Raw genomic sequence first — 18,286 nt, forward strand, 5'->3', positions numbered from 1 at the left:
TAAATTTGGGACTTGGTGTATTAACATCCACAGTTCCTCCATCATTATCCATTATAAATGTTTTTCCATTAAATGGAGCCACATATTCTGCATGCAATTTTCTCTTTAAACCAGTTGCTGTTACAGAAGTATTAATGACAATAGATGGCATATAAAAAAATTGGGTTGAAGCGCTTGTTGATGAAGCTAACTTAACCCAAATTATACCGTTATAATAATAAAAACCTTCTGTATTAATATCTATCGCTGTTCCGGTGTTAGTTCCTGTCGAAACATCATTAACATAAATCATTGTAGATTTTTCAACATCTTTCATTGATTGAGCTCTTTCTCTATCAACTCTCGGAATTAAAACGCCTTGAACGTCTGTAGATGTTCCTGTTGCATTAACTGCTGTCACATCTAAAGTAGCTTTTGGATTCTCTGTTCCAATACCTACTTGTGCATAAGTAAGAGAAGCAAAAACTCCAAATACTATGATAAGTAAACATTTTTTCATAAATTTTTAATTAACTAAATCATTACAAATATAATCTGTTTTACAAACATTTACACGTTTTGTTTAAAAAAAAATGAATAAGATTTTATTAATTTTATTTAAATCAAACATTAAATGGAAAAATTATTAATTAAAAATTGTTAAAGTATAAAATGTTATATCACTTCAGCGACAACGAATGTACTCCCTCCTATATAAATCATATCATTCACAGAAGCATTATTTTTGGCTGCAAGCAATGCTTTTTCTACAGAATCGAAAAAATGTTTGTCCTCTATATCTTCTGGAATTATTTGATACAGCTCATCAATATCATATTTCCGTGGAACATTTGGTTGACAAAAATAATAAGTTGCCTTTTTTGGAAAAAACTGAAGAATTGACAAAACATCTTTATCGTTGACAAATCCCAAAACTAAATGCAATTGATTATATGGTTGTTCATTAATTTGTTTCGAAACTTCTGCTAAACCATGGGGATTATGCGCCGTATCAGCAACAATAAGCGGATAATGACCAAGAATATCCCAACGACCACGAAGGTTTGTGTTTTTTACAACATTCAATAATCCATTAGTGATATTATCTGTAGAAATCGTCCACCCTTGTTTTTGTAATTGTTCTATCGCTGCAAGTACAGCCCGTTTATTTTTGATTTGATACGAGCCTTTCAAATCTGAAGTTAAATCTTGAAAATACTTTTCTTCGGCTAAAATAATTTCTGCATTTCGTTCTTGGGCAACTTTCATAAAAACTGGTTTTGTTTCGGCAGTTGTTTCTCCAATGACAACCGCTGTATTTGGTTTAATAATTCCAGCTTTTTCAAATGCAATTTTATCCAAGGTATCCCCTAAAAACTGTGTATGATCTAACCCAATATTTGTAATAATTGAAAGTTCTGGTAAAATAATATTTGTTGAATCTAAACGTCCTCCTAAACCTGTTTCAATAATTGCAATATCCACTTTTTGTTGAGCAAAATACTCGAAAGCCATTGCAATAGCAATCTCAAAGAAAGATGCTTTTTGATCGATTATTTTTTGTTCGTGTTTATTGACAAAATCCACTACAAATTCTTCTTCTGCCATCACACCATTCACACGAATACGTTCTCTAAAGTCTTTCAGATGTGGAGAAGTGGTTAATCCAGTTTTGAAACCCGCTTCCTGAAAAATAGAAGCCAACATATGAGACGTACTTCCTTTACCATTTGTTCCTGCAATATGTACTGTTTTAAACTTCGTTTGAGGATTTCCTAAATAATTACACAAAGCTGTAATATTAGTCAAATCAGCTTTCATAGCAGAAGCTCCTACACGTTGAAACATGGGTAAATTTGTAAACAACCAATCGATTGTTTCTTGATACGTTCTCATTTATTTAAAATTTTATACGAAGATACAATCTAAGTCAATAAAAAAATCGAATTTCTCTGAAGAAAAATTCGATTCTATTTGTTCTTATTTTGATTGATTTAATTAATCTGAATAATCTTGTTTCGTTGTTAATAAGATTTTTAAAAGTACAAAACCAACTATTGCAGCTGTCAAAGAAGCTACCAAAATCATCAGTTTTGCTTCTTTTACATAGCTTGGATCTTTGAATGCTAACATCGAAACAAAAATCGACATTGTAAATCCAATTCCTCCTAAAATTCCTACACCAAAAACTCGTTTAAAATTGACTGCTGTTGGTAATACACATAATCCTAATTTTACTGCAATCCATGTAAATAAAGTAATTCCAACTGGTTTTCCGACCACTAAACCTAAGAAAATACCTGTAGCTAATGGAACACTAAAATGTGAAAAACCTCCAGCATCTATCGTTATTGCGGTATTTGCTAAAGCAAATAATGGTAATATAACAAATGCTACAGGAATATGTAAAGCATGCTCCATTTTAGCTGAAAGTGATTTAGAATCATCTTTATCAAAAGGAATTGTAAATGCAACCAAAACTCCCGCAATAGTAGCATGAATACCAGAATGTAACATAAACCACCACACAGCAATTCCTCCTATAATATACGGAATCATTGATTTTACTTTCATTTTATTCAGCGCAAAAAGACCGAACAAAATAGCCATTGCAATTCCGAATTGTGTAAAATCTAAAGGCATTTCTGGATTTGGATAAAACAACGCAATCACGATAATTGCTCCTAAATCGTCAATTACTGCCAAAGCAGTTAAAAATACTTTTAGGGACATAGGAACACGTTTTCCCAGCATCGTAATAATTGCAACAGCAAATGCAATATCAGTTGCCATCGGGATTCCAAAACCATGAATGGTATCTGTACCTTTATTGGTTAAATAGAAAATAAAAGCTGGCATAGCCATTCCACCAATTGCTGCAAACACTGGTAAAATCGCCTTTTTAGTATCGGATAATTCTCCTACAAATATTTCTCTTTTCAGTTCTAAACCTATCAAGAAAAAGAATACTGCCATTAATCCATCATTTATCCAATGTGCGAATGAATGTCCAAACATGTCCATCTGCCAAATAGCATCATACGATTCTGCAAACGGTGAATTGGCTAAGAATAAAGAAAATGCTGTACAGAATATCAAAAATATTCCTCCAGACGTTTGGCTATGAAAAAATTTATTAAAAAGTTTAGTAACAATCATTGTATTTTTTTTTAGTTCGGTAAAATTAATGAACTCGTTTTTAACTGCCTAATTATAACTTAAGAATTGAACTTTATTTAAAACTAAACTTCCTTTTGATATTATTGCTTTTAATCGCTTCGAAAATAACTCCTGAGCAATGATCTTTACTCGCACCAGTTACAGAAGACAAGCAATTAACTTCGTTCTTAATTCGTTTATATCCAAGAAAAGCAAAGATTAAAGCTTCTTTAAAATCGATTAAATTATCGTTTGGAATGATGATTTCAACATCAGATAAATCTCGTAATCTATTGATAAAAAATACATTTCGTACGCCTCCTCCAGTTATCAACACATTGTTAATATCATAAAAAGAAAAGACTTCTTGAATTTGAAACACGAAGTGCTCTACACAACTTCTCAACTTATCTTGTGTCGAAATAGCATACTTATCAACAATTGTTAAGAACTCTGATTCGATCCATTCGTATCCCAAAGATTTTGGATAAGACAATTGATAAAATGCAAGCTGATTTAACTCTTCAACCAACGCGTGATTTACATTTCCTTGTTGTGCGATTTCTCCATTTTTATCATAATCAACTCCTAATTGATTTGCATAAAGATTCAGAACAATATTAATCGGACAAATATCAAACGCAATACGTTGTTGGTTTCTATTCAAGGAAATATTAGAAAAACCTCCTAAATTGAGACAAGCATCATATTGATGAAACAACAATTCGTCGCCAATCGGAACCAAAGGCGCACCTTGTCCTCCTAAAACAACATCTTGTGTACGAAAATCACACACTACTTTTTGTTGACAACGAGAAGCTATTGCAGCACCATTTCCGATTTGTAAAGTAAACGATTTCTTCGGTTGATGAAAAATAGTTTGTCCATGCGATGCCACAAAATCCACGTCTTTTATTTCATATTTTTGCATGAACTTTTTGACTTGTTCTCCCAAAAAATAACCAAAATTAACGTCTAATTCACACAAATTCATTGCAGAATATTGGTAAGCCTCGGAGAGATTTTTTCGCCAATCTGCTGTATAATTGATGGTTTCGGCATGTAAAATTTCGAAAGTACCTGCATCATCAAACCGAACGTAGCAGATATCCAAACCATCTAATGATGTTCCAGACATCAAACCAATACAAAAAGTATCATTTTTCATGAGGTAAATTTAATGAGAGAATTTGATAGTTAATGAGTCTTTAAGAATATTATAGATTAAAAATCTTTTGTTTGGATTTGTTAAACTCCTCCAAAGATTCGGAATAAGAAAAGAATTATCTTATATTTTTTTAGCGCCTTTCTATTGAAAAGTCAATTTGAATTCGTTTGAAAAATAAATTATTTTTTAGATTAAAATAAGTAGACTTTATATAAAATAACAACTACTCTTTTCTCAATCTGCGTTAGGGATAGTAGTGGAAATCCTTTTTTGGTGTGGAGCTTGTCTACACACCAAAAAAGATTGCAACGGATAGCCCGCCCGAAGGGAACGCCCAAAATAAATAAAACATAGTGTTGATAATTCTTATTTTATAGCGAAAACATCGTATAGAAATTAGACGATAAAATCTTATATTTGAAACACAATAAATACAAACAAAAAACATGGCACAAGATGTAATCTTTGATTTGATCGAAGAAGAAAAAGAAAGACAATTAAATGGAATTGAACTAATCGCGTCAGAAAACTTTGTTTCTGACAATGTAATGCGTGCGATGGGTTCTGTTTTAACGAACAAATATGCAGAAGGGTACCCAGGAAAGCGTTATTATGGCGGGTGCGAAGTTGTAGATGAAGTAGAAACTATTGCAATAGAACGTTTGAAAGCATTGTTTAATGCAGAATATGCGAACGTACAACCGCACTCTGGTTCTCAGGCAAATGCGGCAGTTTACTTAGCTTGTTTGAAACCTGGAGACAAAATTTTAGGCTTCGATTTATCGCATGGTGGGCACTTAACACATGGTTCTCCCGTTAATTTTTCGGGAATGACTTACCAAACTTCTTTCTACGGTGTAGACAAAGAAACAGGATTGATAGATTACGAAGCAATGGCAGAAACGGCTCGCAAAGAGAAACCTCAAATGATTATTTGTGGTGCATCGGCTTATTCTCGTGATATTGATTACGCAAAATTCCGCGAAGTTGCAGACGAAGTTGGCGCTTTGTTATTAGCAGATATTTCTCACCCAGCAGGTTTGATTGCTCGTGGCATCTTAAACGACCCAATGCCTCACTGTCATATCGTAACAACTACGACACATAAAACACTAAGAGGCCCAAGAGGTGGCGTAATTATGATGGGAAAAGACTTCGAAAATCCTTGGGGATTAACTACTCCGAAGGGAGAAATTAAAATGATGTCTCAAATTTTGAACGGAGCAGTCTTCCCAGGAACACAAGGAGGTCCTTTGGAGCATGTTATCGCATCAAAAGCAGTTGCTTTCGAAGAAGCGTTATCTGATGGATATATGGACTACATTGTACAAGTTGTGAAAAATGCAAAAGCATTAGCTGCAGCGTTGGTTGCAAAAGGATATAACATTGTTTCGGGCGGAACAGACAATCATTGTATGTTGATTGACCTAAGAAACAAAGGAATTTCTGGTAAACAAGCAGAAAATGCCTTGGTATTGGCAGAGATAACTTGCAACAAAAACATGGTTCCTTTTGATGACAAATCACCTTTCGTAACATCAGGAATTCGTTTAGGTACAGCGGCAGTTACAACGCGTGGTCTTATAGAAGCAGACATGCAAACAGTAGCAGATTTGGTTGACGAAGTGTTAATGAACATCGATAATGAAGAGGTTATTGATAATGTAGCAGATCGTGTAAACGAGTTTATGTCGTCACGTCCATTATTTCAAATGAAGTAATTCACAATTAAATCTAAGCAATTAGAATATAGTAAGCCTTGACATTTGTTCAAGGCTTTTTTTGTTCATATAAAAATGTCCTGACGTTTTAAGTAAAACCTCCTTAGGTTTTATGTAAAACCTAACTACGTTTTAATCAAAACCTAACTACGTTTTTAAAGACCTCTCTAAACCGCATTATTAGGGGTACTAATGATTGAATTAATTACTAAAGAGATTTCGCATAATTTCAGTACAACATGTCAATCAATAATAGTTATAAAAAAAGCAACTTCTTGTAAGAAGTTGCTTTTGTATTTAAAATAAGATAAGTCGTTTGTCTTATGCATTCAACGCTTCTGCCCCACCAACGATCTCTAAGATCTCGTTTGTAATAGCAGCTTGACGCGCTTTGTTGTACTGAATCTTTAATGATTTCTGTAACTCGCTTGCGTTGTCTGTTGCTTTATGCATTGCCGTCATACGTGCTCCGTGCTCAGAAGCATTAGCGTCTAACACAGCTTTGAATAATTGCGTTTTTAACGTTTGAGGAATTAAGTCTCTTAAGATTTCTTCCTTCGAAGGATTGAAGATGTAATCTAACTCTGCTGTATTGTTAGTTTCGTCTTCTTTTTTCTCTAAAACAACTGGTAAGAATTGTTCGTCTTGAACGATTTGTACGGCTGCATTCTGAAATTGGTTATATATGATTCTTATTTGATCATATTGACCTTCTTCAAATTTTGCAACTAAATCATCCGCAATCTCAGCTACATCTGCAAAGTTTAAATTATCCCAAATGCTTGATGCATTTTTATAGATAGTTTGTGTTTTACTAAAAGTATCGTTTGCTTTTTTACCAATTGTTAAAAGCTCTATTTCTTTACCAGCTAATTCACCAGCCAATAAAGCATTTACTTTTTTGATGATGCTCGAGTTGTATCCTCCACATAAACCTCTGTTTGAGTTAATAACGACTAATAGTACTTTATTAACTTCGCGTTCTTCTGTTAATGCACCTCCTACTTCAGCTTCTAAAGTAGAACTTACATTTTGTAAAAGTTCACGTAATTTATCTGCATAGGGACGTAACTGTACAATAGAATCTGTAGCACGTTTTAGTTTTGCAGCAGATACTAATTTCATAGCACTTGTGATCTGCATTGTAGAACCTACAGAAGTAATACGTGTACGTATATCTTTTAAATTTGCCATAATTCTATTTGAGATGAAGGATTAAAAGAAACTTAGAGATCAGAAACCTCTAAGTTTCATTTATATTTTATTAGTACTTAGAAGTAGTTTCAGCTACTACTTTCTTCAATACGTCTGTAATTTCGTCAGTCCATTTACCTAAACGGATAGATGTTAAAGTGTCTGCATATTTGTTTCGCATTAGCTCAACAAAATCAGCTTGCCACTCTTTCACTTTGTTTACTGGAACGTCTTTCAACATACCGTTAGTACCCGCAAAAATAACTGCTACTTGTTCTTCTACTGGAATTGGAGAGTTAACATCTTGTTTTAATAACTCCACGTTACGTTCACCTTTTCCAATTACGTTCATTGTTGCTGCATCTAAATCAGAACCAAATTTCGCGAAAGCTTCTAACTCGCGGTATTGAGCTTGGTCTAATTTCAATGTACCAGATACTTTTTTCATTGGTTTTGTTTGTGCAGAACCACCAACACGAGATACAGAGATACCTACGTTAATCGCTGGACGAACACCAGAGTTGAATAAATCAGACTCTAAGAAAATTTGTCCATCTGTAATCGAAATTACGTTTGTTGGGATATATGCAGAAACGTCACCAGCTTGAGTTTCGATAATTGGTAAAGCAGTTAAAGAACCACCACCTTTTACGATACCTTTCATAGATTCTGGTAAATCATTCATTTGAGATGCGATTGTATCATCTTTAATTACTTTCGCAGCACGCTCTAATAAACGAGAGTGTAAGTAGAAAACGTCTCCAGGGTATGCTTCACGTCCTGGTGGGCGACGTAATAATAAAGACACCTCACGGTAAGCAACTGCTTGTTTAGATAAATCATCATAAACAATTAACGCTGGACGACCAGAGTCACGGAAGAATTCACCGATTGCAGCACCTGCCATTGGAGCATATACTTGCATTGGAGCTGGATCAGATGCATTAGCAGCAACTACTACTGTATATTTGTCTGCACCGTGATCTTGTAATGTTTTCATAATACCAGCAACTGTAGACCCTTTTTGTCCTACTGCAACATAGATACAGAAAACTGTTTCACCTCTATCGTAAAATTCTTTTTGATTTAAGATTGCATCTAAAGCAACAGAAGTTTTACCTGTTTGACGGTCACCAATGATTAACTCACGTTGTCCACGTCCAATTGGAATCATCGAGTCAATAGAAACGATACCTGTTTGTAAAGGCTCGTTTACTGGTTGACGGTAGATAACTCCTGGAGCTTTACGCTCGATAGGCATTTCGTATAATTGTCCTTCGATTGGTCCTTTACCATCGATCGGATTTCCTAACATATCAACAACACGTCCTAACATTCCTTCACCTACGTTAATAGATGCAATCTTGTTTGTACGTTTTACTGTATCACCTTCTCTAATTCCTTTTGAAGGTCCGAAAAGTACAATACCTACGTTATCTTCTTCAAGGTTTTGTACCATTCCTTCTAACCCGTTTGAGAATTCTACTAATTCTCCGTATTGAGCATTGTCTAACCCGTAAACACGAGCAATACCATCCCCAACAGTTAGAACGGTTCCAACTTCAGCTAATTCGACTGCTGAATCAAAGCTTGAAAGTTGTTGTTTTAATATAGCTGAAACTTCAGCTGGATTTATTTCTGGCATTTCTGAAATATTTAAAATTTAGGAATGTATTCGTTTTTCGAAAAATCTTTTTTAAGCGTAGCTAACTTTGTTTTTATTGAAGAATCTACTTGATTGTTTCCTATTTTTAATACGAAACCACCAATTAAAGATGCATCAATTTTGTTTTCTACTTTTACTTGACTACCTGCTGCTAAAGTTTGTTTTGCTTTTGCAACAATGTTATCAATTGTATGTTGATCTAATTGTACTGCCGAAGTAATTTCAGCTGTTACAATATTATTTGCTTGATCATATAATGTGATAAACTGATCAGCAATTTTAAACAAGATATTTTCTCTACCCTGTCTAACGACTAATGAAATGAATGTTTGAGAAGTTTTTGATAAAGATTTAAAAATCTCACTCAATACGACTTCTTTTTTCTTCGCATCAATCACCGGAGAGTTTAAGAAAATTCTTAAATCTTCATTCTCTTTAATGATTTTGCGAACATCATTCATTTCAGCATACACTTCATTTGTTTGATTTGCTTCAATAGCAAATCCCATCAAACCTTTAGCGTATCTATGTGCTGCTCTGAATCCTGCCATGATTAATTGAATTTTACTTGATCAATAACGTCATTAACTAAAGCTTCTTGTGCAGATTTATCTGACAATTCTTTTGTTAAGATTTTTTCAGCAATTTCAATTGATAACTGTCCAACTTGATTTTTAATATCAGCCATTGCTGATGCTTTTTCGTTTTGGATAGCTGTTTTAGCGTTTTCAATTAATTTGTTAGCTTCTACAGTTGCAGAATTTTTCGCCTCGTTGATGATATTTTCTTTCATTTCACGCGCTTCTTTCAAGATTGCATCACGTTCTGCACGAGCTTCTTTCATGATTTTCTCGTTTTGAGCGTTTAATAAAGCCATCTCTTCTTTCGCTTTTTTAGCTGCGTTTAATGCATCTTCGATAGATTGTTCTCTTTCTTTAACTGCAGATAAAATTGGTTTCCAAGCTAATGATCTTAACAATACTAATAAGATGATAAATACGACCGCAGTCCAAAAAATAAGACCAACTGAAGGTGTAATTAAATCCATTGTGTGTATGTATTAAATTTTATTTTTTACTAATTAATTTTTTAATGAATTAGCTTCAACAACCAACCGTTATTGAAGCTAATTTTAATTCAAATATTATCCGTTACCTAATAACGCAACTACGATACCGAATAAACCTGCACCCTCGATTAAGGCTGCTGCGATAATCATAGCTGTTTGAATTTTTGAAGCCGCTTCTGGTTGTCTAGCGATTCCTTCCATAGCTGATCCACCGATTTTACCGATACCTAAACCAACTCCTAAAACTGCTAAACCTGCTCCGATTGCTGCAATACTTCCTGTCATGATAATTGTATTTAATTATTAAAAAATTATTTTATTGTTTTTTCTATTTATTCTTAATGATGATCGTGTTCTGCTACTGCTGTTCCGATAAATAATGAAACTAACATTGTGAATACGAAAGCTTGTAATGCCGCTACTAATAACTCTAAACAGTAGATAAATAAAGCTAAAGGAATAGAACCTCCTGCCATTGCTTCTGTTTGGAAGATAAAGATTAACGAAATTAACGACATAATGATGATGTGACCTGCTGTAATGTTCGCAAATAAACGAATCATTAAGGCGAAAGGTTTTGTAATAATTCCGATCAACTCAATTGGAGCTAAAATAATTTTTACAGGAACTGGCACACCTGGCATCCATAACATGTGTCCCCAGTAATCTTTGTTTCCTGAGAAATTAATTACGATTAATGCGATTAATGCTAAAACAAATGTCACTGCGATATTACCTGTAACGTTAGCCGCACCTGGTAACAAACCTAATAAGTTGTTGATCCAGATAAAGAAAAATAACGTTAGTAAGTAAGGCATAAATTTAGCATATTTTTTCTCTCCAATATTTGGAATCGCAACTTCATCACGAACAAAAATAATAATTGGCTCGATGAATCCTGCGATACCTTTTGGCACCATATTTCCTTTTTTGTAGTTAGATGCTACTGCAGAGAAAACTAAGATTAAAATCACGAAAGAGATTAACATTGACGCTACGTTTTTCGTAATAGAAAAATCTAAAGGTTTTTCATTATCCAAGTGATACACTCCTTTCTCATCGATATGAGCTTGGATTGTTCCTTGTGCATCTGTTTTGTAGATTTTTTCGTGGAAGTTGATGTAGTAATTTCCATTACTTTCAGCAACTGCCTCATTGTGATGAAATTTAGAAGACATGAAAACATGTAAACCATTATCCCATAAAATTATTGGTAATGCAACACCTACACTTTTTTCACCTTCTCCCCATAAATGCCAATCGTGCGCATCTGCAATATGATGCATAATACCAGGCACGGGATTGAACGTAGATTCACCAGATTTCACTTTAGCAGCTTCCTCTTGACTCTTTGCTTGCTCAATTTTAACTAACTCCTCAAACGTTTTTGGAAGATTCTCTTGCGAAGATGCTGCGTGCTGAGCAAATCCGAAATTGAAAAGTAATAAAAACGCTAATAACGCTGAAAATTTCATGTATAATTCCTTTGTTTCTAAATTGCGTGCAAAATTATAGTAAATTAACCACTTACCAAAGTCAAATGCTAAAAATCATTAAACTTTTTTTAACTTTAAATTAATTAAGCGAATAAACACTAAAACTTCGGCAAGCAAAATTACAAAATAACTTATAATTAATTGCACTACATTTGATTTAATTTGCTCATTCACAACAACCAAAGCTAAGACAACTGCCATCTTCGCTATCATCCCTCCCATAAAGGCAAAGCCTACGTATTCGGGAAATTTTATTTTCACAAAACATCCTACTTGAAAAATCATTAAGGTGATTAAGCCAATTATCAAATACATTTTGGGAACAATTAGCGGATTTTCGCTAAAATTATAGTGAGTAACAATTGTGTAATGAATCCCACAAAAAATTGCAACCATTACAATAAAAGCAAGTGCTAAAAGAATAAATTTCTTGATCATTTTATTATTTTTTTGGTAATTGCTTCAACATCAAATATAATCCTGCAAAAACACCCAGCAAAGATAAGCCAGCCGTCCATAAAGGCTGCGTTGTTTCGAACTTTTTATCTAAAAAAGTGCCCAACCAAGCAAACAAGGCAATCACAGCTGCCATCTGAATTCCCATAGCAGAAAACTTTAAATATTGATTTACACCTTCGGTCTTTCGATCTTGTTTCATAAGTTTTATGTAATTTTGCAAAAAATTATTTCGTGGTAAAGATAGGAAACATAGAATTACCAGACTTCCCTTTATTGCTTGCTCCAATGGAAGATGTAAGTGATCCGCCATTTCGTCGACTATGTAAAATGCATGGTGCAGACTTGATGTATACAGAGTTTATTTCTTCTGAAGGATTGATTCGTGATGCAATAAAAAGTCGTCAAAAATTAGATATTTTTGATTACGAACGTCCAATTGGTATTCAGATATTTGGTGGAGATGAAGAAGCAATGGCCATGTCTGCTAAAATTGTCGAAACCGTACAACCTGATATCGTAGATATTAACTTTGGATGTCCTGTAAAAAAGGTAGTGTGTAAAGGAGCTGGAGCTGGCGTATTAAAAGATATAGATTTGATGGTACGTTTAACAAAATCTGTTGTCGAAAGTACGCATTTACCAGTTACCGTGAAAACTCGTTTGGGTTGGGATTCCGAATCAATTAACATTTACGAAGTTGCAGAACGTTTGCAAGAAACAGGTATCAAAGCATTGTCTATTCATGGTCGTACACGCATGCAAATGTACAAAGGAGAAGCAAATTGGGAACCGATTGCAAAAGTAAAAGCAAACCCAAATATTGAGATTCCGATTTTTGGAAACGGAGATATTGATTCGCCACAAAAAGCAATTGCATACAAAGAAAAATATGGTGTAGATGGTGTGATGATTGGTCGAGCAGCAATTGGTTACCCTTGGATTTTTGAGCAAATAAAACACTATCGTGAAACAGGAGAATTGTTAGCAGAACCTACTATTATAGAACGAATGGAAGCTGCAAAAAACCACTTAAATTGGGCAGTTGAATGGAAGGGTGAGCGCACAGGGATTTTAGAAACTCGTATGCATTATACCAATTATTTCAAAGGAATTCCAAATTTCAAACCTTATCGTACAAAATTAGTTACGCATGATAACTTAGTTGATTTGGAAGCAACTTTCAAAGAAATTGAAGAAGAATTTATTCCGAAATTAACGGAAATACAATAAAACCAAAAAATCCACCAATTGCTTGGTGGATTTTTCCATTATAAACTTGAGACTACACTTAATTGCATTTATCTACAAGCATCACTTCTTCAGGATTTAATGTATCAAACTTAATCAATACCACTTCATCTACATCCGCTCTGGAGCGTAATGTAACTTCGTAAACTTCATCATTTACAGGATATTGAATTGTTGCTTTCGGACGTTTAAACGTACCGCTTGTTTCAACCACAACTCCTTGTACACACTTTCCGGTTTTCGTCAATTGATCTTCTAATTGTCCTTTCGAATATTGACTATAACCAAAAGCTATAATGCCTAAAACTGCAAATATGATGTAAAAATATTTTTTCATAAAATTCAATTAATGTTTATTATTTGTATTTGTTTGAAACAAATTTAGAAACAATTCTACTTCTATAAAATCCCTATCATTAGCTAATTCTAGATGTGAATTACTATACCTCCAGCTTCGCAAATCGGATTTGTATGCCAATCGGCATCATCATCAAAAAGTAGATCAAATTGGTGTTCTTGATAAAATTCCAATTTATCTTCACTATCGGTATAAATAATTTTATCTACGACACCCAATGTAGTCGCATCTGCAATTAAATCTGCATTACGACCTTCCAATTTCGGTTGAATATTCATCTTTAAACAATGCTTTACGTATTGCTCGTTACTTGTCCTAACCGTCATGATCCAGACATCATGTCCTTTTCGAATCATTCGTTGGGCTAACTGAAACAAAACGTCATCTGTCAACGTATCATCGTAATCAAACGCTACTTTCAATTTATAATTTCCGTCCTGATCCTTAAACATTATTTTATTTTTAGTTCTTGTTTTGTTTTCAATGCATAAAGTGCAAAAGTACCCAACCAATGACTTCCCATGTAATCGTCATTTGAAATATTATTTAATGAATAATTGAGGTGATTTTCTGCAATTTTATTCAACTGTTTTAATTCGGGTAATTTATGTTCAATTTGATACAAAGCTGTTGCACGACTAAAATTTAGTCCATCTAAGTGCACCAAATGACCATCTGTACGATCTGAAACTATTCCAGGATTCAATTCAAAATTCTTTTTAAATAATTGAGGTAAAAAATCTTTTAACCATTTTTTATAGTCCTCTTTTTGTTGAATTTTTGACATAATCAATGCTTCTTCTAAACAAGCCGAAAGAAAATCGGAACCACTTGGCTCGAAAGCAATGTTACATTTTGTATCTTTTCCATACAAACGATTTGCATGAGTTACAATCACTTTTTCGAACGATTTATCATTCACAGAACGTGCATAATCTATCGCTAAACTCAAACCAAAAGCCGTATTATCATGCGTTCCCGTACGAATTGGATAAACCAATTTTGGTAAATATTCTTTGTATCGAACAATTATCAAATCACTCAAAGGTTTCAAATTTTTTGCCCAAACTTGCGCATCTTTATCTTGCCAATGATTCAATTCCATTTGCAATTGTAACAACCAAGCCCAACCATAAGTACGCTCAAAATTCTTGTTATTTTTATCATTGAAAAAAGCCATTTCGACCGCAACATTTTCGGCTGTAATCAATTGATTTAACTCATTTCTAACTTCATTATTTTGATCCAATTCTGGAAAATCTTTCATCAATTTCACAATCGACCAAAATCCATGCACAGACGAATGCCAATCAAAACAACCATAAAAAATTGGGCGCAATTGCTTTGGTGTTTTCAAATCTGCATCACTTCCCAAAACATTTCCTAGTTTATTCGGATACTCAGTCTTGATACAATGCGTTGGTAAATCGAAAATTTTCTTTGCTTGATCTAAATTCAAATCTTGTGCAAAAGCAGTCGTCGTCAATAAAGTTGTTAAATAGAGTATTTTTTTCATCAAAATGTTTTTACCAAATTACTAATTTTTATTCGAGTCCAAGAATTTTTCTAACTCTTCTTTTGCTTGTAAACTTTCAGGAAAATTTTTCACATTTTGTTCAAAAAACTGTTTTGCTAAATCATTTTTCTTTTGTTTTACCAGATAATTTGCAACATTATTGATATACGTTTCTGTTGGTTGAAAAGAATAATTCAATTTTCTAGAAATCGTTTCAAAAGAATCCTTCACCAAATTTGGTTGATTCGGAATCTCTTTAATATTCACACGATAACCATCAAACTGCCAACGCAAATAATCAATCGAGCCAATCATCGGAACCGAACCATGTTCTTCGTCAATATATTGTTTGTAATGATAATTCAATGATTTATTCTTTGATGATTTCAAACGTTCGTCCACCTTTTTTATACTTTGATAATGGTCTCGTAAATGATCTGCATTTTGACTTTCACCAACTTGTGTTATCATCAAGAATCGATTCTCGAAAGAATGATTTTCTAAATTTTGATAAAGATTCAATAATTCTTTGTCATTAAACCAAACACTTGGATCGTGCGCAACATATCCATTGAAAGTTTTGGGATGGTTGTACAAGGTTTTCAACGCAAAATATCCACCTAAAGAATGTCCAATTAACAAACGAAAATCATTCACACGATAATTTTTCTGCATAAAAGGAAACAATTCATTTTGAATAAAATTCAGAAAATTAACATCATTTACATGTGTAAAATCTTTTGTTCGATCACCATTTTTATTCGTAATTCCGACAATGATCGATTCAGACATTTCTGGATAAAATCCCGATTGAAACTTAGAAACTACGCCTGTTAAAAACGTAAAATTAGATTCGGCATCTAACACATAAATCACAGGATAATTTACTTTTTGAAGTTTATTATTATAATACGATTCGGGAAGATTCACCCAAATTTCTCGTTCAGTATTTAAGATTTTGGAATTTATTTTTTGGATTTCAGCAATTGATAATTTCTCTTGAGAAAAACCGATTTGAGAGAAAATCAAACAAAATAAAAGTAGGAATTTTTTCATGTATAAAATTTTTCTAAAAATAACTATTTAGAATTATTCTACACAAATGATTTTAGACAAAAAAAAACGACCTCATCTTGAAGTCGTTTTTCTATATAATTTGTAATTATTTTAACTGAAAATATTCCATTTCAACCCAAGTTGAAATTTAAAATCTCGGTACGGAACATTTGGTGCGGCGAAATAATCTGGTTCTTTAGTGAAAGAAGCATTGATATGTTCACCACGAATGTAGAAACGCATATTACGAACCTTGAAATTGATAAAAACATCCAAAATAGGATAACCTCCAATCTCTTGAATATTAGTTGGGTCTTGTATGGCAAATTCATTAAGTATCGGGATGTAACGTAATCCATTGTATTTCGTAAAATACGTTGCATTAATACCCGCTTGTAATTGTGCATTTTTATTAAATAATTCTCCTTGCCAATATAACGTTTCACGAATCAAGAAGTCTGGCAAAGGCATAATATTCTCATTCTTGGTTACTTTTTGATATTGAGCTGTCGAAACCAAATTTATTTTTCCGAAACGTAAATGATTTTCACCTTTTATTTTGAAATAATTGATATTATCATTTAGCTGTTTGTAAACTAAATCTGAATCCAGGTACACTTTATTGTCGAGATTGTAAAGAGATGCTTCTACTGTCGTATTTACTTTATCTAATTTTAATTTTGCAAATAAATTTTGAACATTTTCTGTTTCAAACTTGTTTGCGTAATTAAAATCGGCAAAAAAACTTTGATTATAAATGGCATTCAACGATGGAATCTTAGACTGTATAACCGCACCTGCACTTAATGTATAACCTTCTATTGGCGTAATATCTAAAACGGCATCCACATTGTAGACACTTTTATAATTATCCGATTGTAGATACTCTACATTTCCGTAAAGTTTTAACTTTTCATTCCAATCAAAATCCACTTTTCCTACAACTCCAAAAAGATTTTCTTTTATTTCTTTAGGATTATTTACATTATAAATTATGTTGTCATCTTCATCCACTTTAGAAAAAATAAAAGGCTCTTCTGAAAACACACGCAAACTTTGTAATTTAACTCCAGCCTCAATTTTCACACGATCGGTCCAAAGAAAACCAGCAGTTGTTGTATTCGACAAATCAGTAAAACTCTTTTTATTTCTGTTGTCAAGTCCTGTTATCAGAGGTGTATCATACAAATCACCATTTGGAGAGGAATCTTCGTATCGATATTTTTGTTTTTCGTAGGAAAACTTGTTCTTTAATTCGATCGGATTATAAAAAGTAGAATCTTTTTCGTTCAACTTTTTTAAAATTCCATACGACGCATTCAACTCAATTCGACGTGCATCAAATTCAGATTTTGCTGTTTGGGAATTTACATCGATATTACGAATATTTGTCTTTCTACGTTCATCTTGTAAAATAAAATCGTAAATATCTTTTATTCCACCGTTTTCATTATTTTTCAAATTCTGCGCTGCATAATTCCACCACAACTTGAAACGTTCTGATTTTGTTTTATAATTTGATGAAAATACGAATGTATTATTCTGTGCCTTTTCGTGTTTATAACGACCTTCAGAAATTAAACCTCGATAATGAAAAGTGTAGTTGAATTGCTTGTTGATATTATGCGAAAATGTGGAAGACAAAAAGTTTCCTTCTTTTACGCCATTTTCGTAAATAAACTCAGTATAAGGCGATTTTACATCGTAATATTTGATCTCATTCGCATAATAATAGTTATACTTTTTACCTGTTGGCAACATCGATGGATTGAAAGGTGAATTTTGATATTCTAAATCCACAACAACACCTCCAACATTAGGATAAAATAATTTCCCAAACGCATCCTGCTTTATAAAATTTTGGTTGTAATAGTTTTTGATATGCAATGTTGTATCAATAACTTCTGGCTTTCTGCCATTTGTCCAAAATTTATAATCGTCGATTTTAGTTTTAAAATACGTTATAGAATCATTCCCTGACGATCCTTTTAAAGGTTTTAAACTTTTTATCGAATCTTCTTGAGCTTGTGCTATCACAGCTCCCAATAAAAATAAACCAATGATTGTTTTTTTCATCCTGTTGAATAAATCCTTACAAAAGTAATCTAAAATTGAGAGATACAAAAAAACCCACTTATTTCTAAGTGGGTAAATGTTATAAAAAATTCTTACAACTTACTTCCAAAGTGGATGTTGA

At 33.1% G+C, this 18,286-nt stretch carries 18 protein-coding genes and 1 pseudogene; 2 read left to right on the forward strand and 17 right to left on the reverse strand.

Features of this window, described 5'->3' with window-relative positions; genetic code table 11:
- From Q0616_RS06715 to Q0616_RS06730, 4 genes and pseudogenes are all read right to left on the reverse strand, one after another.
- Positions 1 to 499: pseudogene (locus Q0616_RS06715) on the reverse strand (hypothetical protein); the annotation flags it as partial.
- Positions 500 to 654: 155 nt separating this feature from the next.
- Positions 655 to 1,875, reverse strand: coding sequence for a folylpolyglutamate synthase/dihydrofolate synthase family protein (locus Q0616_RS06720; RefSeq protein ID WP_298775980.1), 1,221 nt, complete (start codon positions 1,873 to 1,875; stop codon positions 655 to 657).
- A 102-nt stretch (positions 1,876 to 1,977) separates the two neighbouring features.
- Positions 1,978 to 3,138, reverse strand: coding sequence for a Na+/H+ antiporter NhaA (nhaA, locus tag Q0616_RS06725; protein WP_298775983.1), 1,161 nt, complete (start codon positions 3,136 to 3,138; stop codon positions 1,978 to 1,980).
- Between the two features lie 73 nt (positions 3,139 to 3,211).
- On the reverse strand, positions 3,212 to 4,306 hold the full coding sequence (locus tag Q0616_RS06730) for an anhydro-N-acetylmuramic acid kinase (protein ID WP_286484279.1): 1,095 nt from the start codon (positions 4,304 to 4,306) through the stop codon (positions 3,212 to 3,214).
- Between the two features lie 446 nt (positions 4,307 to 4,752).
- On the opposite strand from Q0616_RS06730, the gene glyA reads away from it, so the two are divergent.
- Complete coding sequence (glyA, locus tag Q0616_RS06735; protein WP_286484278.1) at positions 4,753 to 6,027, forward strand: serine hydroxymethyltransferase; 1,275 nt, start codon at positions 4,753 to 4,755, stop codon at positions 6,025 to 6,027.
- A gap of 321 nt (positions 6,028 to 6,348) precedes the next feature.
- Here glyA and atpG read toward each other — a convergent pair whose 3' ends face one another.
- From atpG to Q0616_RS06775, 8 genes are all read right to left on the reverse strand, one after another.
- Entirely contained in the window at positions 6,349 to 7,221 is an 873-nt protein-coding gene (atpG, locus tag Q0616_RS06740) for an ATP synthase F1 subunit gamma (RefSeq protein WP_284583181.1), read from the reverse strand.
- Between the two features lie 70 nt (positions 7,222 to 7,291).
- Entirely contained in the window at positions 7,292 to 8,866 is a 1,575-nt protein-coding gene (atpA, locus tag Q0616_RS06745; RefSeq protein ID WP_260541918.1) for a F0F1 ATP synthase subunit alpha, read from the reverse strand.
- A gap of 11 nt (positions 8,867 to 8,877) precedes the next feature.
- Positions 8,878 to 9,438, reverse strand: coding sequence for an ATP synthase F1 subunit delta (gene atpH, locus Q0616_RS06750; protein ID WP_225539663.1), 561 nt, complete (start codon positions 9,436 to 9,438; stop codon positions 8,878 to 8,880).
- Between the two features lie 2 nt (positions 9,439 to 9,440).
- Positions 9,441 to 9,935 (reverse strand): F0F1 ATP synthase subunit B, encoded by a 495-nt coding sequence (locus Q0616_RS06755; protein WP_171623381.1) that lies wholly within the window; start codon positions 9,933 to 9,935, stop codon positions 9,441 to 9,443.
- Positions 9,936 to 10,031: 96 nt separating this feature from the next.
- Entirely contained in the window at positions 10,032 to 10,241 is a 210-nt protein-coding gene (atpE, locus tag Q0616_RS06760; protein WP_013598300.1) for an ATP synthase F0 subunit C, read from the reverse strand.
- Between the two features lie 53 nt (positions 10,242 to 10,294).
- Positions 10,295 to 11,431: a F0F1 ATP synthase subunit A gene (atpB, locus tag Q0616_RS06765; protein ID WP_171623380.1), complete on the reverse strand. Its 1,137-nt coding sequence runs from the start codon at positions 11,429 to 11,431 to the stop codon at positions 10,295 to 10,297.
- A 78-nt stretch (positions 11,432 to 11,509) separates the two neighbouring features.
- Positions 11,510 to 11,890, reverse strand: a complete 381-nt coding sequence (locus Q0616_RS06770; RefSeq protein WP_225542382.1) for a hypothetical protein — start codon at positions 11,888 to 11,890, stop codon at positions 11,510 to 11,512.
- Between the two features lie 4 nt (positions 11,891 to 11,894).
- Positions 11,895 to 12,110: an AtpZ/AtpI family protein gene (locus Q0616_RS06775; RefSeq protein WP_188319252.1), complete on the reverse strand. Its 216-nt coding sequence runs from the start codon at positions 12,108 to 12,110 to the stop codon at positions 11,895 to 11,897.
- A 32-nt stretch (positions 12,111 to 12,142) separates the two neighbouring features.
- Here Q0616_RS06775 and dusB point away from each other — a divergent pair, with 32 nt between their 5' ends.
- The gene (gene dusB, locus Q0616_RS06780) at positions 12,143 to 13,141 is read left to right on the forward strand and encodes a tRNA dihydrouridine synthase DusB (protein WP_171623377.1); all 999 of its coding nucleotides are present in this window, start codon (positions 12,143 to 12,145) and stop codon (positions 13,139 to 13,141) included.
- A gap of 58 nt (positions 13,142 to 13,199) precedes the next feature.
- Here dusB and Q0616_RS06785 read toward each other — a convergent pair whose 3' ends face one another.
- From Q0616_RS06785 to Q0616_RS06805, 5 genes are all read right to left on the reverse strand, one after another.
- Positions 13,200 to 13,496, reverse strand: coding sequence for a hypothetical protein (locus tag Q0616_RS06785; protein ID WP_171623375.1), 297 nt, complete (start codon positions 13,494 to 13,496; stop codon positions 13,200 to 13,202).
- Positions 13,497 to 13,585: 89 nt separating this feature from the next.
- Positions 13,586 to 13,969 (reverse strand): hypothetical protein, encoded by a 384-nt coding sequence (locus tag Q0616_RS06790; RefSeq protein WP_298776000.1) that lies wholly within the window; start codon positions 13,967 to 13,969, stop codon positions 13,586 to 13,588.
- Complete coding sequence (locus Q0616_RS06795; RefSeq protein WP_188319257.1) at positions 13,969 to 15,033, reverse strand: DUF2891 domain-containing protein; 1,065 nt, start codon at positions 15,031 to 15,033, stop codon at positions 13,969 to 13,971. The genes Q0616_RS06790 and Q0616_RS06795 overlap by 1 nt, the downstream gene beginning before the upstream one ends.
- Before the next feature lie 21 nt (positions 15,034 to 15,054).
- Positions 15,055 to 16,089: an alpha/beta hydrolase-fold protein gene (locus Q0616_RS06800; protein ID WP_298776003.1), complete on the reverse strand. Its 1,035-nt coding sequence runs from the start codon at positions 16,087 to 16,089 to the stop codon at positions 15,055 to 15,057.
- A gap of 111 nt (positions 16,090 to 16,200) precedes the next feature.
- Positions 16,201 to 18,165, reverse strand: coding sequence for a putative porin (locus Q0616_RS06805; RefSeq protein WP_298776005.1), 1,965 nt, complete (start codon positions 18,163 to 18,165; stop codon positions 16,201 to 16,203).
- Between the last annotated feature and the right edge of the window lie 121 nt (positions 18,166 to 18,286).

Source organism: uncultured Empedobacter sp. (assembly GCF_937930195.1).
Classification (GTDB): Bacteria; Bacteroidota; Bacteroidia; order Flavobacteriales; family Weeksellaceae; genus Empedobacter; species Empedobacter stercoris.